This is a genomic window from Stenotrophomonas sp. TWI1183 (assembly GCF_039673115.1).
GTDB classification, from domain to species: domain Bacteria; phylum Pseudomonadota; class Gammaproteobacteria; order Xanthomonadales; family Xanthomonadaceae; genus Stenotrophomonas; species Stenotrophomonas maltophilia_AA.
In genome coordinates, this window is the sequence record NZ_JBDJKZ010000001.1 from 122,221 (window position 1) to 141,079 (window position 18,859).

Annotated in this window: 10 protein-coding genes; 3 read left to right on the top strand and 7 right to left on the bottom strand. The window is 68.9% G+C overall.

Going from position 1 to position 18,859, the window contains the following annotated elements:
• Nucleotides 1-73: 73 nt before the first annotated feature.
• From ABE434_RS00600 to ABE434_RS00610, 3 genes are all read right to left on the bottom strand, one after another.
• Entirely contained in the window at nucleotides 74-1,384 is a 1,311-nt protein-coding gene (locus ABE434_RS00600; RefSeq protein ID WP_176988763.1) for a sorbosone dehydrogenase family protein, read from the bottom strand.
• Nucleotides 1,381-1,797, bottom strand: coding sequence for a DUF2231 domain-containing protein (locus ABE434_RS00605; protein ID WP_346477404.1), 417 nt, complete (start codon nucleotides 1,795-1,797; stop codon nucleotides 1,381-1,383). Before ABE434_RS00605 ends, ABE434_RS00600 begins: the two co-directional genes overlap by 4 nt.
• 78 nt (nucleotides 1,798-1,875) lie before the next feature.
• Entirely contained in the window at nucleotides 1,876-2,805 is a 930-nt protein-coding gene (locus ABE434_RS00610) for a LysR family transcriptional regulator (RefSeq protein WP_346477405.1), read from the bottom strand.
• Between the two features lie 147 nt (nucleotides 2,806-2,952).
• Here ABE434_RS00610 and ABE434_RS00615 point away from each other — a divergent pair, with 147 nt between their 5' ends.
• Complete coding sequence (locus ABE434_RS00615) at nucleotides 2,953-4,110, top strand: alkene reductase (RefSeq protein WP_346477406.1); 1,158 nt, start codon at nucleotides 2,953-2,955, stop codon at nucleotides 4,108-4,110.
• Nucleotides 4,111-4,183: 73 nt separating this feature from the next.
• On the opposite strand, the gene ABE434_RS00620 is transcribed toward ABE434_RS00615, so the two are convergent.
• Together ABE434_RS00620 and ABE434_RS00625 are read right to left on the bottom strand one after the other, a co-directional pair.
• On the bottom strand, nucleotides 4,184-5,731 hold the full coding sequence (locus ABE434_RS00620; RefSeq protein ID WP_346477407.1) for an arylsulfatase: 1,548 nt from the start codon (nucleotides 5,729-5,731) through the stop codon (nucleotides 4,184-4,186).
• 103 nt (nucleotides 5,732-5,834) lie between these two features.
• Entirely contained in the window at nucleotides 5,835-10,673 is a 4,839-nt protein-coding gene (locus tag ABE434_RS00625; protein ID WP_346477408.1) for an ATP-dependent helicase, read from the bottom strand.
• 248 nt (nucleotides 10,674-10,921) lie between these two features.
• Between ABE434_RS00625 and ABE434_RS00630 the strand changes: the two genes are divergently transcribed.
• Nucleotides 10,922-12,709, top strand: a complete 1,788-nt coding sequence (locus ABE434_RS00630; RefSeq protein WP_346477409.1) for an FAD-binding protein — start codon at nucleotides 10,922-10,924, stop codon at nucleotides 12,707-12,709.
• Here the strand turns inward: ABE434_RS00630 and ABE434_RS00635 are convergent.
• Together ABE434_RS00635 and ABE434_RS00640 are read right to left on the bottom strand one after the other, a co-directional pair.
• Entirely contained in the window at nucleotides 12,706-13,863 is a 1,158-nt protein-coding gene (locus ABE434_RS00635; protein WP_346477410.1) for a histidinol-phosphate transaminase, read from the bottom strand. The two genes, ABE434_RS00630 and ABE434_RS00635, sit on opposite strands and share 4 nt — an antisense overlap.
• A complete protein-coding gene (locus ABE434_RS00640; RefSeq protein WP_346477411.1) occupies nucleotides 13,860-16,535 on the bottom strand; it encodes a TonB-dependent receptor in 2,676 nt (891 codons plus the stop codon). The genes ABE434_RS00635 and ABE434_RS00640 overlap by 4 nt, the downstream gene beginning before the upstream one ends.
• Nucleotides 16,536-16,959: 424 nt before the next feature.
• Between ABE434_RS00640 and ABE434_RS00645 the strand changes: the two genes are divergently transcribed.
• The gene (locus ABE434_RS00645; RefSeq protein ID WP_346477412.1) at nucleotides 16,960-18,852 is read left to right on the top strand and encodes a DUF885 domain-containing protein; all 1,893 of its coding nucleotides are present in this window, start codon (nucleotides 16,960-16,962) and stop codon (nucleotides 18,850-18,852) included.
• Nucleotides 18,853-18,859 lie beyond the last annotated feature (7 nt).

Sequence of the window (18,859 nt, forward strand, 5' to 3'; positions counted from 1 at the left end):
AAGCGTCATAACGGGGACGGAGGGGATTATTAATCCCCTCCGTCCCCATTACTCTGTCCCCATTACTGGAGCGTTACGGCGCGGGCGTCCCGTCGGGGGTGACCCGCCAGATCGTGTTGGAGAGGTCGTCGGCGACGATCAAGGCGCCGCGCGGGTCGACCGAGACGCCGACCGGGCGGCCGCGGGTCTTGCCGTCTTCGCCGAAGAAGCCGCTCACGAAATCGATCGGCTCACCGGCCGGGCGACCATTGCTGAAGGGCACGAACACCACCTTGTAGCCGACCGGCGGATTGCGGTTCCAGCTGCCGTGCTCGCCCACGAAGACGCCATCGGCGAACTGCGTGCCCATCACCGGCGACGAGAACGCCACGCCGAGTGCGGCCACATGCGAGCCCAGCGCGTAGTCCGGTGCGATCGCCGAGGCGACCTTCGCCGGATTCTGCGGCATCACCCGGCGATCCACGTTCTTGCCCCAGTAGCTGTAGGGCCAGCCATAGAACCCGCCCTCCTTCACCGAGGTGAGGTAATCCGGAACCAGGTTCGGGCCGATCTCATCGCGTTCGTTGACCACCGCCCACAGCGTGCCGGTGCCCGGCTGGATCGCCAACGCGGTGGGATTGCGGATGCCGGTGGCGTAATCCTTGTGCGCGCCGGTAGCCACGTCGATCTGCCAGATCCGCGCACGGTCGATTTCCACCGCCATGCCACGCTCGGTGATGTTGCTGTTGGAGCCGATGCCCACATAGAGATAGCGGCCATCGGCACTGGCGGTCATCGCCTTGGTCCAGTGATGGTTGATCGCCGCGGGCAGGTCGGTCAGCTTGACCGGGGCCGCGGCCGCCTTGGTCTGGCCGTCCTGGTAGTCGAAGCGCACCACGGCATCCTGGTTGGCCACGTAGATCGCATTGCCGATCATCGCCAAGCCATACGGTGCGTTGAGCTTGTCGGCAAACACCGTCTTCAGTTCATAGGTGCCATCACCATCGGCATCGCGCAGCAGGGTCAGGCGGTTGCCGCTCTTGACCGCGGTATTGCCCTTGGCCTTGATCTTGCCGGCGATGACGTCCTTCGGCTTCAGATTCGGTGCGCTGCCGCCCCGGCCTTCCGCCACCAGGATGTCGCCGTTGGGGAGGACCAGCGTCTGCCGCGGAATGCTCAGGTCCGTGGCGATCGCCGAGATCCGGTAGCCCTTGGGCACCGTCGGCAGGGTGTCGCCCCACTGGGCCGGCTTGGCGATGGTCATGTCCGGCATCAGCCCGCGATGCGGCTTGGGCATCTCCGGGTTGCCGCCGTACTGCTCGAGCTCGGGAGCCTTGCCGCTGCAGGCAGCCAGCGCGACCGCAAGCGCGGACACCGAGAGGATCCGGATCGTCTGGCGGCTCATCGGACACCTCCCACGCGCAGGCTGGACAGTCCCACCCAGGTCGCGATCAACGCCAGCACCGTCAGGATCACCGAGAGCACCAGCCCGGCCGGCATCACCGCCCACGCATCGCGGGCGTGGTGCAGGCAGTTGATGAAGCCCACGCCCCAGGTCACGGCCAGCAGCACGACATACGCCAGGTTGCGGCTGCGACGGACCAGACCGACGATCCCGCACAGCAGGGCCAGCGTGGTCATCACCATGGCGCCGATCAGCAGCCAGGAGGCAAAGTTGGCCCATTGGATCTCGTACGAGCTCCAGTAAGCGTAGTCCGCCAGCAGCGCGCCGAGGAACAGCGGCAGCACGCCACCCAGTACAGCGGCGTGGAACGGATGGATGACCCATGATCGGGTCAGGACAACGGTCGAAGCCATGGTGGTCTCCTGGTGAGGGGCGAATCTCTTCCGATCCTGCCACTGCATGCGTGATGGGGGTGCCGATGGGATATGGACTCAGGGAACGGCACGATCCCAGTACGGTGGCGAGCCGATCGCATCGGTGAGGAATGCCGAGACTTCGCGGACCTTGCGCGAGCGCAGCTTGTTTTCCGGTGACAGCAGCTGCAGATGGACGCGCTCGGACTGCGGCGAAAACTCCCAGTCATCGAGCAGCGTGACCATGTGCCCGCCCTGCAGGGTTTCCGGGTTGAACAGCCAGGTCGGGAACATCACCACGCCGCGCCCCGCGAGCGCGGCCGCCAGCAACGCTTCGGCGTTGTTGCTGCGCAGGGGCCCGGTGACGTTCAAGGCCTTGAACGGCACGTCGGGCGTGGCGCGGAAGTACCACTTCTGGATGCCCAGCTGGCCTTTGTAGACCAGGCACTGATGCTGCAGCAGATCCTCGGGGCGCTCCGGCGTGCCGTGCGCGGCCAGGTAGGACGGGCTGGCGGCAAGCAGGTTCCGGTGCGGCGCGATGACCTTGCCGATCAGGCCCGAGTCGACCAGCGGCCCCACCCGGATGGTGATGTCCACCCCCTCCTGCACCGGATCGATCAGCATGTCGGTGAGGGTGAGCTCCACGAGCAGCTCCGGATACCTGGCCTGCAGTGTGTTGACGATCTGGGCGATATGCAGCCGCCCCAGCGATTCGGGGGCGTTGATGCGGATCAGCCCCCGCAGTCCGGCATCGCGGCCTTCCAGCTGTTCGACCGCTTCGTCCAGCAGGTCGACGGCATCGCGCACCTGCAGGTGGAAGCGCTCGCCGGCCTCGGTCAGCCGCACGGCGCGCGTGCTGCGGTAGAACAACTGCTGCCCGACATCCTGCTCGAGTGCCGCGATGAAGCGCGATACCGACGACGCCGGCACCCGGTAGTGGCGCGCCGTGGCCAGGAAGCTGCCGGTGGCGGCGACGGTGAGGAAATAGCGGAGGGCTTTGAGCTGCATGGCGGGGGCTTGGGCGGCTGAATTGCGATTCCAGCAATAGTAATTTGCCTTAAGGCCGGATTGTGGCCGTTATCGCACGCCCATACGATGAGGTCACGCGCATGGCGGATCGCCATGCCCTCCCCCCTTCCCCCATCTGGAATCTCCATGAGCGCCCTTTTCGACACCTTCGACCTCGCCGGCCTGCCCCTGCGCAACCGCGTGGTCATGGCCCCGCTGACCCGTGCCCGTGCCCCGCACGACGCCGCCGATGAGCGCACTGCGCTCTATTACGCCCAGCGGGCCACCGCCGGCCTGATCGTCAGCGAAGGCACGCCCATTTCCCGCGAGGGCCAGGGCTACCTGTTCAACCCCGGCATCTTCACCGCCGAGCAGATCGCCGGCTGGCGCCTGACCACCGATTCGGTCCACGCATTGGGCAGCCGGATGTTCGCGCAGATCTGGCACGTCGGCCGGGTCTCGCACCCGACCATCCAGGCCGATGATGCGCTCCCGGTCAGCGCCAGTTCGCGCCTGCCGGTCGGCGCGCAGGCGTTCGGCTACGACGCGCACGGCCAGCCCGCGCTGGTGGCCTCGCCGGCCCCGCGCCAGCTGCAGACGGAGGAGATCGCGCGCATCGTCGCCGACTTCGCGCAGGCGGCCGCCAATGCCATCGACGCCGGCTTCGATGGCGTGGAAATCCACGGGGCGAACGGCTACCTGCATGAGCAGTTCATCAATCCGCGGGTGAATGACCGCAGCGACCAGTACGGCCCGCAGACGCTGGAGAACCGGCTGCGCTTCACCCTCGAGGTGATTGATGCCGTGGTCGCGCGCATCGGTGCCTCGCGCACCGCCATCCGCCTCTCGCCGTATGGCCAGCTGTTCGACATGCCGCTGTATCCGGAGATCGACGCGACCTACACCGCGCTCATCCAGGCGATCGGTCAACGTGGCCTGTCCTATGTGCATCTGATGGACCAGTCCGGCTTCAAGGTCGGCCAGAAGTCGGTCGATGGCGCGGGCGATTCGGGCTTCGGCGGTCTGCTGCGTACGCTGAAGCCGCATCTGCCCGGCACCGCGCTCATCCTCGCCGGCGGCATGACCCGCACCCGCGCCGAGCAGCTGATCGATGCCGGCGTGATCGATCTGGCCGCGTTCGGCACGGGCTTCATCAGCAACCCGGACCTGGTGGCACGCCTGCAGAACGGCTGGCCGCTGGCGCCTGCCGATCGCGAGACGTTCTATGGCGGCGGCGCCACCGGCTATATCGACTACCCAGCCTACGTTCCTGCACGCGAGCCGGCGGCCGCCGAAGCAGCCTGATACGGCAGGCACGACGAAAGGGGGACATCCCGTCCCCCCTTCGTTGATGCTGGCGCGGACGCACACCCTGCCGCTATTTTCCGGTCACTGCTTCCTGCAGCTTCTCCACCGCCTGGTCGGCCGTGAACGTGTTCGGCTTCTGGATCTTGGGGAAGTCCACGAAGGTCTCGTTGAACTTCGTCAGCAACGCGATCGCGCCGTACACGATGTAGACGTGGTTGAGGTACCAGTCCCAGTAGGTGTTGGAGGTCACGTCCGCGAACTCGTACCGATCCGTGCGCAGGTTATATATCTTGGGGATGCGCATCACCGTGAACGGTTCGCCCCAGATCTGCATCGTGCCTTTGCAGCGCTGCTCGATGAAGGTCACCTTCCAGTTGTCATAGCGGATCCCGAGCATGTCGCCGTCGTCGGAGATGTAGACGAACAGCTTGCGCGGCGATTTTTCCTCCTTGCCGGTGAGGTACGGCAGCAGGCTGACACCGTCGATGTGATTCTTGTAGGTGCGCCCGATCGCCTTGACGCCCTTCTTGAGGTCGTCGACCACGCCCTTGTTACCGGCCAGTTCCAGGAAGGTGGGCAGCCAGTCATGGTGCTGCACGATCTCGTTGGAGACCGAGCCGGCCTTGATCTTGCCCGGGTAGCGCACCACCAGCGGAATCCGGAACGCGCCTTCCCAGTTGGTGTCCTTCTCGCTGCGGAACGGCGTCATGCCGCCATCCGGCCACGAATTGCGATGCGGCCCGTTGTCGGTCGAGTACACCACCAGAGTGTCTTCGGCGATGCCCAGCTCGTCGAGGTAATCGAGCAACGAGCCCACGTTCTTGTCGTGGTCGATCATCGTGTCGTGATACGGCGACTGCCAGCGCCCGGCCTGCCCCAGGCTTTCCTTCTTGGTATGCGTGATCAGGTGCATGTGGGTGAAGTTCACCCAGACGAAGAACGGCGTGTCGTCGTCGTTCGCCTGCTTGATGAAGGCCTTGGCGCGGTCGGCGAAGTCGTCATCGCAGGTCAGCATGCGCTTGCGGTCCAGCGGGCCGGTATCCTCGATCTTCTGCTTGCCTACCTTGCCCCAGCGCTTCTGGTCGGTGCTGTCATCCTTGTCGGTGGCGAAACTGTGGATCACGCCGCGCGGCTTGATGGTCTCGATGAAATCCCCGAACTCGTCCTTGGGGAAGTAGTCGTACATCTCCGGCTCTTCTTCGGCATTGAGGTGGTACAGATTGCCGTAGAACTCGTCGAACCCATGGTTGGTGGGCAGCATGTGGTTGAGGTCGCCCAGGTGGTTCTTGCCGAACTGCCCGGTGGTATAGCCCTCGTTCTTCAGCAGCGCGGCGATGGTGACGATCTTCTCGTTCATGCCGACCGGCGCGCCCGGAATGCCGACCTTCGACAGGCCGGTCCGCAGGACGCTTTGGCCGGTGATGAAGGACGAGCGCCCTGCCGTACAGGACTGCTCGCCGTAGGAGTCGGTGAACAGCATGCCCTCGTTGGCCAGGCGGTCGATGTTCGGCGTCTGGTATCCCATCAGGCCGCGCGAGTAGCAGCTCAGGTTCGAGATGCCGATGTCGTCTCCCCAGATGACGAGAATGTTGGGCTTCTTTGCGGATGAGCTGGCCATGCACTTCTCCGACGACGGTGGTGCTCAATAGTCCGTGTCGGTCATCGTCGCGGCCAGCGTGTTTCTACTTAGACGGCGTCAGTAAGTCTTCGCCTCCCCCTGCTCATCCCTCCCAGCTGACGCCTTTTGGCGCACTGGAGAAACCGGCGGCCCGCAGCGCGTCCATCAGGCCATCGCGTCGGGCCGGCGCATCGTCGATCAGTTCCACGGTGAACGAGGTGCGGCGGCCCCGCCGCAGTGCACTGGCCAGCGCCTTGGCCGCGGCAGCCGTGGTGTCTGCCAGGGACACATCGTCCGCGTCGAAGAACGTCAGCAGCTGGCGCCCCCCCTGGGCCAGGTACATCAGCAGCCGCCCACCGCCGATCACGACCAGGGCACCGGCGCGGCGCACCGGCCGCACGCGCGAGCCGTGCACCGGCCAGGGCAGCACGGTCCCGAACGGATTGGCCGGATCGACCGCGGACAACCCGACGGCGACCTCGGCGGCACCGGGCCGCAGGGCCTCGGCGATGTCGCGCAGCCTATCCACGATCAGGCGGTCGGCGAACTGCGCCCCACCCAATCCTTCCACGAAGCGGCCGCGCAGCACGCGGCCCGCATCCTCCATGCCCCGATAGACCTGTTGCAGGGCCGGGAAGCCGCCGGCGATGCCTTCGGCCACCGCCGCGCCACGGGTCACGATGCCGTGCCGGTCCAGCAGGCCGTCGGCCAGCGCCACCGCGCGTACCGTGTCGCTGATCGCCTCGCGCTGCAGCAGCGACCAGCGCCCGGCCAGGGTGGGTGCGGCGAAACTGGCGATCACCACCGACGCGCCGTCGGCCAAGGGCGTCTCCCCCATCGGGATGCCACGGAAGCCTCGAACACGCCGCGACGTGCGCGCAACCCGCGGCCGTGGCGCGCGTGAGCCGGACATGCCGCGCAGCGGCGCCCACAGATCGGTGCTCAGATAGCCCGACCAGGCCAGGTCCCACAGCGCGGCGTGCAGCTGCTCGGCGCTGATATCCGTAGTCGGCGTGCCGGCCCGCGCCCAGTGACTGCCCACCGCCGTGACCAGCTGGCGCGCGAAGTACGCGCCGCCGTCGGCCAGCACCTGCAGCAGCGCCTCCTGCAAGGGCGACAGCGCGGCCGAGACCGGCAGCGACGGCAGCGTCTCGGCGGCGACCTCCTGCAGATGCAGCGAGACCAGGCCGTCCTCATCGCCCAGCCGCCCGTGCCCGGCCCACACCACGGCCCCGGTGGCGAGCAGCTCATCGAGCGTTGCCGGGGCGTAGTCGACCACGCGCGCCGGAAGAATCTGCTGCTCCCAGACCGACACCGGCAGCGCCACGCCGGCCAGCAGCTCGACCACGCGCAGCACCCCGTCGATACCCTCCAGCGCGCCCGCGCCACGGTGTGTGCTGCCACGCGCGGCCTGTTCGGCGTCGGCGAGCACGCCATGGCGCTCCAGCAGCAGCAAGGCATACGCCTCGCGCGCGACCGGCCGGGTCGCCTCGCGGGCCTGCTGCAGCGAGCGCATCCGCAGCCGACGGAACACCGTTTCGCCTACCCATTCGTGGCGGGCCAGCGGCGGCGGCGCGGCCATGGCGGCAGCGGAGCGTGCATCCCGGCGGGCCACACCGAAGCTGCCCTTGAGCAGCTTGCCCTGCGCCTCCAACGCCGCCAATGCCGCATCGACGACGGCCACGCCCAGTCCGAACGCGGCGGCGGCCTCCGCCGTGGTGAACGGCGCATGGGTGCGTGTGTACCGCGCGAGCAGTTCGCCCAGCGGGTCCACCGACGGCTGCAGGAACACCGCCGGCACGTCCGTCGGCAGGCCGACGCCGAGGGCATCACGCAGGCGCCCGGCATCCTCGATGGCCGCCCAGTGCACACCACCGGCGACCCGGACCGGGAAGGCGCGCCGCTCATCGACGAGGGCGGCCAGCTCAGGCGCGGGATCGGCATCGACCAGCCGCAGCGCGAGCGCTTCGTCGGTGAGGGGCCCCAGTTCGCGCAGCAGGTCGGCGATCCCTTCCCTGCCACGGGCCCGCCGATCAGGCGCCCGCCGTTGCAGCTCATCGCCCACCTGCTCGACCACAGCCGCATCCAGCAGTTCGCCGAGGTCGACCTGGCCGAGCAGATCACCGAGCAGGCCGCTGTCGAGCGAGAGCACCGAGGCGCGGCGTTCGGCCAGCGGCACATCGGTGCCGTACATGAACTCGGCGACATACCCGAACAGCAGGTTCGCCGCGAACGGTGACGGCACCTCGGTGGTGACATCGGCGATCGCCACGCTGCCTTCGGCGAGCCGCTGCATCAGCGCATCCAGCGCGTCCAGATCGTAGACATCCTGCAGGCACTCGCGCGCGGTCTCGATCAGGATCGGGAACTCCGGGTAGCCCTGCGCGATGGCGAGCAGTTCGCCGGCGCGCAGGCGCTGCTGCCACAGCGGCGAGCGGCGGCCGGGCGTACGTCGCGGCAGCAACAGCGCGCGTGCGGCACATTCGCGGAAGCGCGCGGCGAACAGGGCCGATCCGCCCACTGCGCGGGTGACCTCCCGGCGCAGCCGCTCCGGCTCGAACAGGAACAGCTCCGCGCCCGGCAGGCGTCCGTGTGCGTCGGGCAGCCGCGCGATGATGCCGTCGTCGCTGGCGACCACCGCCGGATCCACGCCCCAGCGTTCGCGGATGCGCGCGGCCACCGCCAGCGCCCACGGATCGTGCACGCGCCGCCCATACGGCGAATGCAGCATCAGCCGCCAGTCACCGGCCTCATCGCGGCAGCGCTCCAGCACCAGGCTGCGATCGGTAGGCAGCACACCGGTGGACTCGCGCTGTTCGGCCAGCAGCCCGGCGATGTTGGCGATTGCGTTGTCGGCCAGCCCGGCGGCCTGCAGCCGTTCGCGCAGTGCAGGCGCAATCCCCTCGTTCCCCTCGTTCCCCTCGTTCCCCTCGTTCCCCTCGTCCCCCTTGTCCGCCACGACGGCGTCGAGCGCGCCGATGAAGGCGCCCACCGCCTCGCCCAGCTCGGCGGGCCGGCCGACACCCTCACCGCGCCAGAACGGCAGGCGCGCCGAACGGCCCGGCGCCGGGGTGACGACGACCTGATCGTGGGTGATCTGTTCGATCCGCCACGAGGTCGCGCCCAGGGTGATCACGTCGTTGACCCGCGATTCGTGGACCATCTCCTCATCGAGCTCACCGACGCGGCGCGACCCGGCGCGCTCCTCGCCTTCCGGCAGCACCACGCTGAACATGCCGCGGTCCGGAATGGTCCCGCCGCTGGTGACCGCCAGCTGCTTCGCACCCGGGCGCGCGCTCAGTTCGCCGGTGGCCCGGTTCCAGACCAGGCGCGGCCGGAAGCCGGCGAAATCATCGGAGGGATAGCGCCCGGCCAGCATGTCCAGGGTGGCATCGAAGGCGCTGCGGGGCAGCGACCGGTACGGCGCGGCGCGGCGCACGCGCGCATACCAGGCCTCCACGTCCAGCGTCTCCATCGCGGCGGCGGCCACCGTCTGCTGGGCCAGCACGTCCAGCGGGTTGCGCGGCGGGTCGATGGCTTCGATCTCGCCGGCCAGCATGCGCTCCACCGCCACGGACGCGTCGATCAGGTCGCGCCGCGTGCGCGGGTAGACCAGGCCCGTCGAGATGCCCCCGACCTGGTGGCTGGCGCGCCCGACCCGCTGCAGCGCGCTGGCCACCGAGGGCGGTGCGGCCACCTGGATCACCAGGTCGACCAGACCCATGTCGATGCCCAGCTCCAGGCTAGAGGTCGCCACCACGCAGCGCAGTTCGCCGGATTTGAGCGCCTGTTCGATCTCGCGGCGCTGTTCCTTGGAGACCGAGCCGTGGTGCGACCGCGCGATCAGCGTCTCCGCACCGGCGGCCCGTCCGGCGGTGCCGCCATTGAACGAGCCGTAGTGCTCGGGCGCGGGCGCCGCTGTCGGGGCCTGCGCCGGGACCTGGCCGCGGGCGACGCGGTCGGCGTACAGCTCGTTCAAGCGCGCGGTCAGCTTTTCGGCCACGCCCCGCGAGTTGGCGAACACGATCGTGGAACGCCGCGCCAGCACCTGGTCCAGGATGCTGGCCTCCACATGGGGCCAGATCGAGCCGATCCGCCCGGACGCCGGTGGCGCATCGGCCGCGGCAGGGTGTGGCGGAATGTCGGCCATGTCCTCCACCGGCACCACGATGCGGACATCCAGGGCCCGCTGCGAGGGCGGATGGACCACGGTCACCGGGCGGTCGCCGCCGAGGAACCGCGCGACCTCTTCGACCGGTCGCACCGTGGCGGACAGCCCGATGCGCTGTGCCGGCGCCTGCAACAGGGCATCCAGCCGCTCCAGGCTCACCGCCAGATGGGTGCCGCGCTTGCTGCCGGCCACCGCATGGATCTCATCGATGATCACGGTATGGACGTCGCGCAAGGTCTCGCGCGCCTGCGAGGTGAGCATCAGGAACAGCGATTCGGGCGTGGTGATCAGGATGTCGGGCGGACGCCGTAGCAGCCGCGCGCGCTCCGCCGTGGTGGTGTCGCCGGTGCGGATCGCGACCGACAGGGTGACCGCCGGGTCGCCGCGCCGCTCACGTTCGGCGCTGACGCCCTGCAGGGGTATCTGCAGGTTGCGCTGGACATCGGCGCCGAGGGCCTTGATCGGCGAGAGATACAGCACACGGGTGCCGCGCTTCTTGGGCGCCAACGCCTCCGGCTGCGCACGGCCCGGCTGCTCATTGTTGGGATGCTCACCGCTGCGGAACAGCTGGTCGATCGCCTGCAGGAACGCGGCGAGGGTCTTGCCCGAACCGGTGGGCGCGATGACCAGGGTGTGCTGGCCGGCGCTGATCGCCGCCCAGGCCTGCGCCTGTGCCGGGGTCGGGGTCGCGAACGCCGCCGTGAACCAGTGGCGCGTAGCGGGAGTGAAGGCAGCCAGTGAATCGGGCGTGGGGTCGTTCGGGGTCGGCATGGATCCGGGTGTCGTGGGACGGTCGCCCGGCATCGGCCGCGAGCGCAAGGGAACCAGACTAGGGTATGCCGCGTAGGGCATGCGTCAACCGGCACCGATCGCGTCGCATCTGCCGGGCACCGGTCGCCCCTGGCCCCCCGCCACTCGTCCCTTCACCCCCGGAATTCGGCCCCAGGCCACTGCTGGCGGGCCTCTACGGGACCACACTGGCCGGCATCGAACACGGCACTGCCACAGGAACCACCCCGATGAAACGACGCGATTGCCTCAAGGCCGGACTGACCCTGCCGCTGCTGCCGATGCTGCTCAAGGCCGGGACCGCCGTCGCGGCCGATGCTGCCCGGGTACGTCCCGGCACCGCTGCCTGGCCTGCCGCTGCGGCGTGGGAGCGGCTGTCGCGTGCCGTCGGCGGTCGCCTGTCGGTGCCGCAGTCGCCGTTCCTCGCGGACCCCGCCACCCGCGCGGCGGCGCTGGAGCAGCTGCAGAATCCGTTCTACCTCGGCGACCAGCCCGCGCTGACCCAGACCAGCGGCTACTTCGGCGCGTGGCGTTCGGTCCCCAGCGCCAAGGTGGTCGCCGCCGCCAACAGTGCCGATGTCGCCGCCGCGGTGAATTTCGCCCGGACCCATCACCTGCGGCTGGTGGTCAAAGGCGGCGGGCACAGTTACCACGGGACGTCCTGCGCGCCGGATTCGCTGCTGGTCTGGACCCGCGCGATGAACCAGGTCGAGCTGCACGATGCTTTCGTCGCCCACAACGCCCGCCCGGGCACCGCACCGCAGCCGGCGGTCAGCGTGGGTGCCGGGGCGATGTGGATCGATGCCTACGATGCGGTCACCACCCGCGGTGGGCGCTATGTCCAGGGCGGCGGCTGCACCTCGGTAGGCGTGACCGGACTGGTCACCGGCGGCGGCTTCGGCAGTTTCTCCAAGGCCCATGGCACGGCCGCGGCCAGCCTGCTCGAAGCCGAGATCGTCACCGCCGACGGTCAGGTCCGCATCGTCAACGCCGACAATGACCCCGAACTGTTCTGGGCACTGAAAGGCGGCTGCGCGGCGAGTTTCGGGATCGTCACCCGGATGACGCTGCGCACCCATGCCCTGCCCGACACCTTCGGCGGCGTCTCCTGCCAGATCCAGGCCAGCGACGACGCCAGCTGGCAGGCCCTGGCGGCGGAGATGCTGCGCTTCTACCGCGACACGCTGTGCAACGCACACTGGGGCGAGCAGTTCACGTTCAAGGACACGCGGCGGCTGTCGATCTCGATGGTATTCCAGGGCCTGTCGCGCGACGCGGCCGAAGCGACCTGGACGCCGTTCCTGGACTGGGTCCGCGCCCGGCCGGCGTACACCATCACCGACCCCCTGCAGGCATTGGCGATGCCCGCCCGCCACATGTGGGACGCGGATTTCTTCCGCGAGCATGCCCCCGCGCTGATCGCCGAGGACACCCGCGAGGGCGCCGCCTCCCGGCACATGCTGTGGAAGGGGGACCAGGGTCAGGTCGGCTGGTTCCTGCATGGCTACGCCTCGGCCTGGCTGCCCTCCTCCCTGCTGGACGATGCCCGGCGCACGCAGGCGGCCGCAGCCCTCTGCGCGGCCGCTGAACACATGGATGTCGGCATGCACTGCAACAAGGGCCTGTTCGGGGCGCCCGCGGCGGCGCTGGCGGCCAGCCGCGAGACCGCCACCCATCCGGCGGTGCTGGATGCCTTCGCGCTGGCGATCATCGGCAACGCCAGCGGGCCGGTGTATCCGGGCCTCGGCCTGAACGTCGATGAGCCCCGTGCACGCCGCGGTGCGTTGAACGTCGCGCGCGCCTACCAGGCACTGAGCGTGGTGGCGCCGTCGGCGCCGGCCTATGTCTCGGAGAGCGACTACTTCCAGAAAGACTGGCAGCAGGCCTTCTGGGGACCGAACTACCCGCGGTTGCAGGCGGCCAAGCGCCGTTACGATCCGCAGGGTCTGTTCGTGATCCATCACGGCGTGGGCAGTGAAGAGTGGAGCGCGGACGGCTTCGAGCGTGTCCGCGGCTAAGCCAATACCGTGCGCAACGCCTGCTGTGCACGCAGGTTTTCAGCAGGCGTGCCGATCGTGATGCGCACCCAGGTGTCATACGGGGCGAACACCCGGGCGATGCGCACGCCCTGCTGCAGGAGGCCGGCCGCGACCGTCGCGTGCGGGCGCCCGCTATCGACGAACACGAAATTGCCGGCCGCTTCGGTGGATCGCAGGCGCAGGTCGCCGAGCACCTGCTGCCATCGTTGCCGCTCGGCGGTCACGGTGCGGCGTACCTGGTCTACGTGCGCGGTATCGGCAAGCGCCGCCGACGCGGCGGCCAGTGACAGCTGGTTCTGCGCATGGGCCCCGCCAACGCCACGCTGGCGCAGCGCCCCGGCAAGCGCCAGAGGCACCAGCGCATAGCCGATCTGCAGCCCGGCCAGGGCGTGGATTTTGCCGAGGGTGCGGAACACGACCACGTTCTGCCCCTGTCGCAGCAGGCGTACCGCGCTCAGCGTGGCCGCATCCTCGCGGTAGTCGAGATACGCCTCGTCGACGATCACCAGGCTGCGCGCCTGCGCAGCGGTCACGAAACGATCGAAGTCCGCGCCCGGGCTGCGCGTACCGGAGGGGTTGTGCGGGTTGACCACGAACAGCGCGCGCGTGTCCGGCCCGACGGCTGCGAGCAATGCAGGCAGGTCGTTTTCCAGCCGGGCGTTCAACGGGACTTCCACCGCCCGTCCGCCGAACGGCTTCGCCGCATCCACCAACGCGCCGTAGCCCGGCACCGAGTAGATGAAGTCACCGGCACCCTGGCTGAGCGCGAGGTGCTGGCCGAGCGCTTCGAGCACTTCACCGACCACGACCTGCTCCGGCGTGACCCCCTCCAGCGTGGCGATCTGCTGTTGCAGCGCCTGCAACTGTGCCGCGCCCACATAGCGCGGTGCGTCCGCCAATGCGCGCTGTACCGCCGGGCCGACCTGCGGTGACGGTCCGTAGCTGCTTTCGTTGAGATCCAGCCGCAGCACGGTATGGGTAGCACCAGCAGGTGCCGGGACCGGTGGAGCAGTTCGTGCCTGCGCCGCCGCCGGTGCCAGTGCGACCGCCGCCGCGCTGGTCAGCCCGGCGCGCAGCCAGTGGCGGCGCTGCGGATCGGTGGGTAGCGGGGAGTGCGGGACGGGACGGTTCATCGGAAACGGGTCTCCAGGCGCGCGTAGTAGTAGGTGCCACTCCAGCCGAACGGCGACAGCTCGCTGTACGGGAACACGCCAAAGGTATCCGCACCGGAGACCTGCGGGGTGGTCGCGATGTTACGGGTGGGATAGGTGTTGAACAGATTGTTGGCGCCCAGCACGAGGGTGACGGCATCGGTCGCGCGGAAGGCGATGTCCAGATCGGTGACCCAGCGCGCTTCCAACGTCTGGATCACGTCGACGTTGCCCGCGCTCCCCGCCTCGGTCGGCAGCGTGCGGAAGCGGGTCGAGCCCTGTGCGAAGGCCGCGACGTTGGCCGCGCTCTGGTTGGTCGCCGCCACGCCTTCGATCTCACCGTAGCGGTGCGTGCCCAGGTGGATGCCCCAACGGCCGACATCCCAGCCCAGCGCGACGGTCAGGTTGTCACGCGGCTGGCCTTTCTCGACGCGGGTGCGCTCGGTGACATCGAACAGGGGCGTGCGCACGCCGAGCGCGGTCAGCTGGGCCGGCGTCGAGGCGACGTGGGTCAACTCGGTCTTGTTGCGGTTGTAGGCGACGGTGGCGGTGAGCCGGCCGTAATCCGCCAGTTCCCAGCGGTAGCGGGCCGAGGCGTCCACGCCGGTGGTGCGGGTATCCGCGGCATTGCTGAAGTAGCGCACGCTGGTCACGCCTGGCGAACCCAGCGCCGCCAGATAGTCGCGGATCGCGGTGGACCCGGCCGCATCGACGAAGTTGCTGGAGAGGAAGATCCGGTCGTCGATGTCGATCCGGTACACATCCAGCGACGCGCTCAGTCCGCCGATGCCCCAGGTGAGCCCGGCGGTGAAATTGGTGGCCTGCTCCGGCTCCAGCGAGCGCGCGCCCAAGGCACGTGCTTCGACCGTATCCACGGGTGCGGTGCGTACCAGCACGTACTCCGGCACGCCGGTCACCGCGTTGTTGAGGGTGCGGCTGCTGGTGGAACTGAAGTACTGCTGGGCCAATGCGGGCGCGTGGAAGCCGGTGCTGACCGAGGCGCGCAATGCCACCCCGCCGTCGAGCTGATAGCGCAGGGCCAGCTTGCCGTTGGTGGTGCTGCCGAAATCGCTGTAATCCTCCCAGCGCCCGGCGAGGGAGACCAGGAAGCGATCGGTGACATCGGTCTCGGCTTCCGCATAGGCTGAGACGTTGTGGCGGTGGTGGTTGCCGGCGTCGGCCGGCTGGATGCCGGCAAACCCCTGGGACCCGATCGTGGGCACGGCGCCGGCGGAGGGACCATCGAGCACGCGCGCCGGCCCCCACACGTACGAATCCAGTTCACCCGGCGAGATGCCGTAGGTGTCGCGGCGGAACTCCGCCCCCACCGCCAGCCGCAGCGGCGCATGCCAGCCAAGGTCGATGCTGTTGTTCGCATCCAGGTTGGTGGTCCACTGCGAGGCCTCGAGGGCGCCGTTGTAGAAGGCGGTCGGACTGTCTGCGCCGAGCGTTGCATTGAGCGTATTGCGGGTGCGGTAGACCAGCTTGTTGCGGCCGTAGACGCTGCTCAGGTCCCAGTGCCAATCGCCGGCCAGACCTTTGATGCCCGCGCCGAGAGAGGCGTTGGTGCTCTGGGTATCCACCCAGGGCAGGAATCCGTCCGGATAGATCGCGCGCACGTTCTCGACCTGGCCGGCGCGGCGCAGCGAGGCGTTCGAACTGCCCTCGCTCACCCCGTAGCCACCGAACGCGTATGCCTCCAGTCCTTCGGCCCAGGCCAGCGGTCTGCGCAGGTTGCCGAACACCGTCTTCTCCACGGTGTCGGCCGAGTCGGCGAAGCGCCACAGTGCATCGCGGTCGATGGTGGCTTCGCGCGGGTCGGCCACAGCGCCTGCCCCTGCGCCCCCGATCGGTGCCAGGCCCGTGCCGGAGCCGAAGGTACCCGACGGCGCCACCGGCGCACCGTTGCGGCCGATCCCGAAGTACTGCTGGCGGGTATCGGGCAAAGCGCGGTTGGCCGCCTTGCGGTCACGGTAGTCCCAGGTGAGGTGGAGGCCGCCGCCGTCGGCAAACGCCACGCCGGTGTCCAGCGCCACCGCCGTGGTGCCACCGCCGCCATCGCGGGTCGTGCCGCGGCTGACCCGACCCTCGAAGCCGTCGTCCTCGCGCAGCACGATGTTGATCACCCCGGCGATCGCATCGGAACCGTACTGGGCGGAGGCGCCATCGCGCAGCACCTCGATCCGCTCGATGGCACTCACCGGGATGGCATTGAGGTCGGTGGAGACCGCGCCCTTGCCCACCGTGCCGCCGGTGTTGACCCAGGCACTGGCATGCCGGCGCTTGCCGTTGACCAGCACCAGGGTCTGATCCGGCGACAGCCCGCGCAGCGTCGCCGAGCGGATGTGCGTGTTGCCATCCGGCGTGGTCGGGTGCGGGAAATTGAACGAAGGCAGCAGCGACTGCAGGATCTGGCTGATGTCGGTGTAACCGCTGCTGTGGATGTCCTCGGCGCCCAGCACATCGATCGGCACCGGCGACTCCAGCACGGTGCGCGCCTGGGTGCGGTTGCCGAGAACGGTGAGCTGGTCGAGCTGGGTCACTGCCGGCGCGCTTCCCGCGGTCTGGGCATGGACCGGGGCCGCAGTGAGCAGGCTGGCAAGCACGGCGACGGACAGGCGACGACGTCGCGGCACGGTGGCGCGAGGATTCATGGTGTTTTCCGCAAAGGTCGGGCATCACGCCCGAAAGAGACGATGGAGCGGCGCAGGCGGCACGTCAGCGGCGACATCGCCGTGGCAGATACGAAGCTGGCAAGACAGGTTCCCCGGATGACCCTGCGGCACATCTTGCAAACTTGTTGCAGAGCGTCAATCGACCTGGACGCGTGCGCTGAGCACGCGTTGCATGCTCCTGTCGAGAGCGCGGCTCAAGTGACTGATTTCATTCAACGCATGCCGCCGGACACGCGTGAATGCCCTTACCTTCGGGCATATCCACATAGCCAACCGTGTTCGGCCGTCTGCCATGACAACGCCCCGGAGACTGCCGCCTGCGCAGCCGTGACGATCCGCAGGTGCGGCCACCCCTGCGCTGGCGTAGCCTGCGCGCAGCCCGCCCGCCAACGGAGATCGCCCTGTGATTCCGACCACGCCCGCCCGCCGTTTCCCCGCCGTGCTCGCCCTCGCGATCGCAGCCGCCTTGACGCTTCCCTCGAACCGGGCGCAGGCGCAGGCACCGCCCCCCGCCAGCGCCCCGGCCGCCACCTCGTTCAATGCCCTGCTCGATGTGCAGACGATGGCCGCGATCAACGCCGATCCGGAACTGCGCACGATGCTCGGCATCAGTGGCGATGCCGCCGGTGATCTGTCCGGCCAGCTGACCGACGTCTCGCTGGCCCGGCGCGAGATCAACCGCCGCTTCCTGGTCGACAACCTGGCGCAGATCCGTGCCTGGAAAGGCCCGCCGCTGGATTCGCAGCAACGGCTCAGCGACGGACTGGCGCGCTGGTTCTACCAGACCCAGATCGATCTGATGGCCGTGCCGTGGGCCGCGGCCTGGTTGCCGGTCGGCGGCAGCACCTACGCCGTGGACCAGTTGTTCAGCCTGCCGGTCAACCTGCCGCAGTTCATGGACAACCAGCATGCGGTCACCGACGAGACCAGCGCCCGTCATTACATCGCACGGCTGCAGGCGATGGGCTCCAAGCTGGACCAGGTCCGCGCCAACGTGGACATGCAGGCCCGCCTGGGCGTGGTGCCGCCCGAGGTGGCGCTGGAGGGCGCGGCCAACCAGTACCGTGCCCTGCTGAAACCGGCGCCGCAGGACAGCCTGTGGGTGCAGTCATTGCAGCGCAAACTGGACAAGGTGCCCTCGATCCCCGCGTCCCGGCGCGCTGAACTGATCGCACAGGCCACCACGGCGGTGCGCGATGCGGTGAACCCGGGCTATCAGCGCCTGCTCGACAACGTGCAGGCAACACTGGCGACCCATCCCGGCAACAAGGGGGTGTGGGCACTGCCGGACGGCAAGGCGTACTACGATGCCGCGCTTCGCTGGTATACCAGCACCGACCTGGATGCCGATGCGATCCACCAGATCGGGCTGCGCGAAGTGGCGCGGCTGGACACGCGCATGGATGCCCGTCTGAAACAGCTCGGCCTGCGCGACGGAAGCGTCGCCGCGCGCATCGCGCAGCTGCGCAAGGACCCGCGCTACCTTTACGAGGACAGCGATGCCGGCCGCACGCAGCTGATCGGCGACATCGAGCAGCGCCTGCGCGACCTCGATCCGATCCTGCCGACCTACTTCGGCCACCTGCCGACACAGAAACTGCTGGTGCAGCCGGTGCCCGCGCACATGCAGGCCACCTCGCCGGGCGGCTATTACTACCCGCCGGCGATGGATGGCTCGCGCCCGGGCACCTTCTTCATCAACCTGGGCGACATCCGCTCCAACACGCGCTGGAGCATTCCCACCCTCACCTATCACGAGGGATCGCCGGGCCATCACTTCCAGATCTCGATCGGCCAGACCCTGACCGACCTGCCGATGCTGCGCCGCAGCCTCAATCCCAGCGCCTTCAGCGAAGGCTGGGCACTGTATGCCGAACAGTTGATGGCCGAGGCCGGCGTGTACCGCGATGACCCCGCCGGTGACCTGGGCCGCCTGCAGGCCGAGATGTTCCGCTCGGTGCGGCTGGTGGTCGATACCGGTCTGCACCGCAAACGCTGGACGCCCGAGCAGGCCGTCGCCTACATGGAGGAGAAGACCGGCATGAGCCCGGCCGACGTCCGCATCGAGGTCAACCGCTACCTGGTGCAGCCCGGCCAGGCCTCGTCCTACAAGATGGGCCAGCTGCGGCTGCTGGAACTGCGTGAGCACGCCCGCAGGGAACTGGGCGACCGGTTCGACATCCGCGCCTTCCACGATCTGATCCTGGGCAATGGGGCAATGCCGATGACCGTGGTCAGCCAGGCCGTGGACGCGTGGATCGCCGCGGGTGGGCCGCCCTCCGCCCGCACCCCCTGAGCCCACT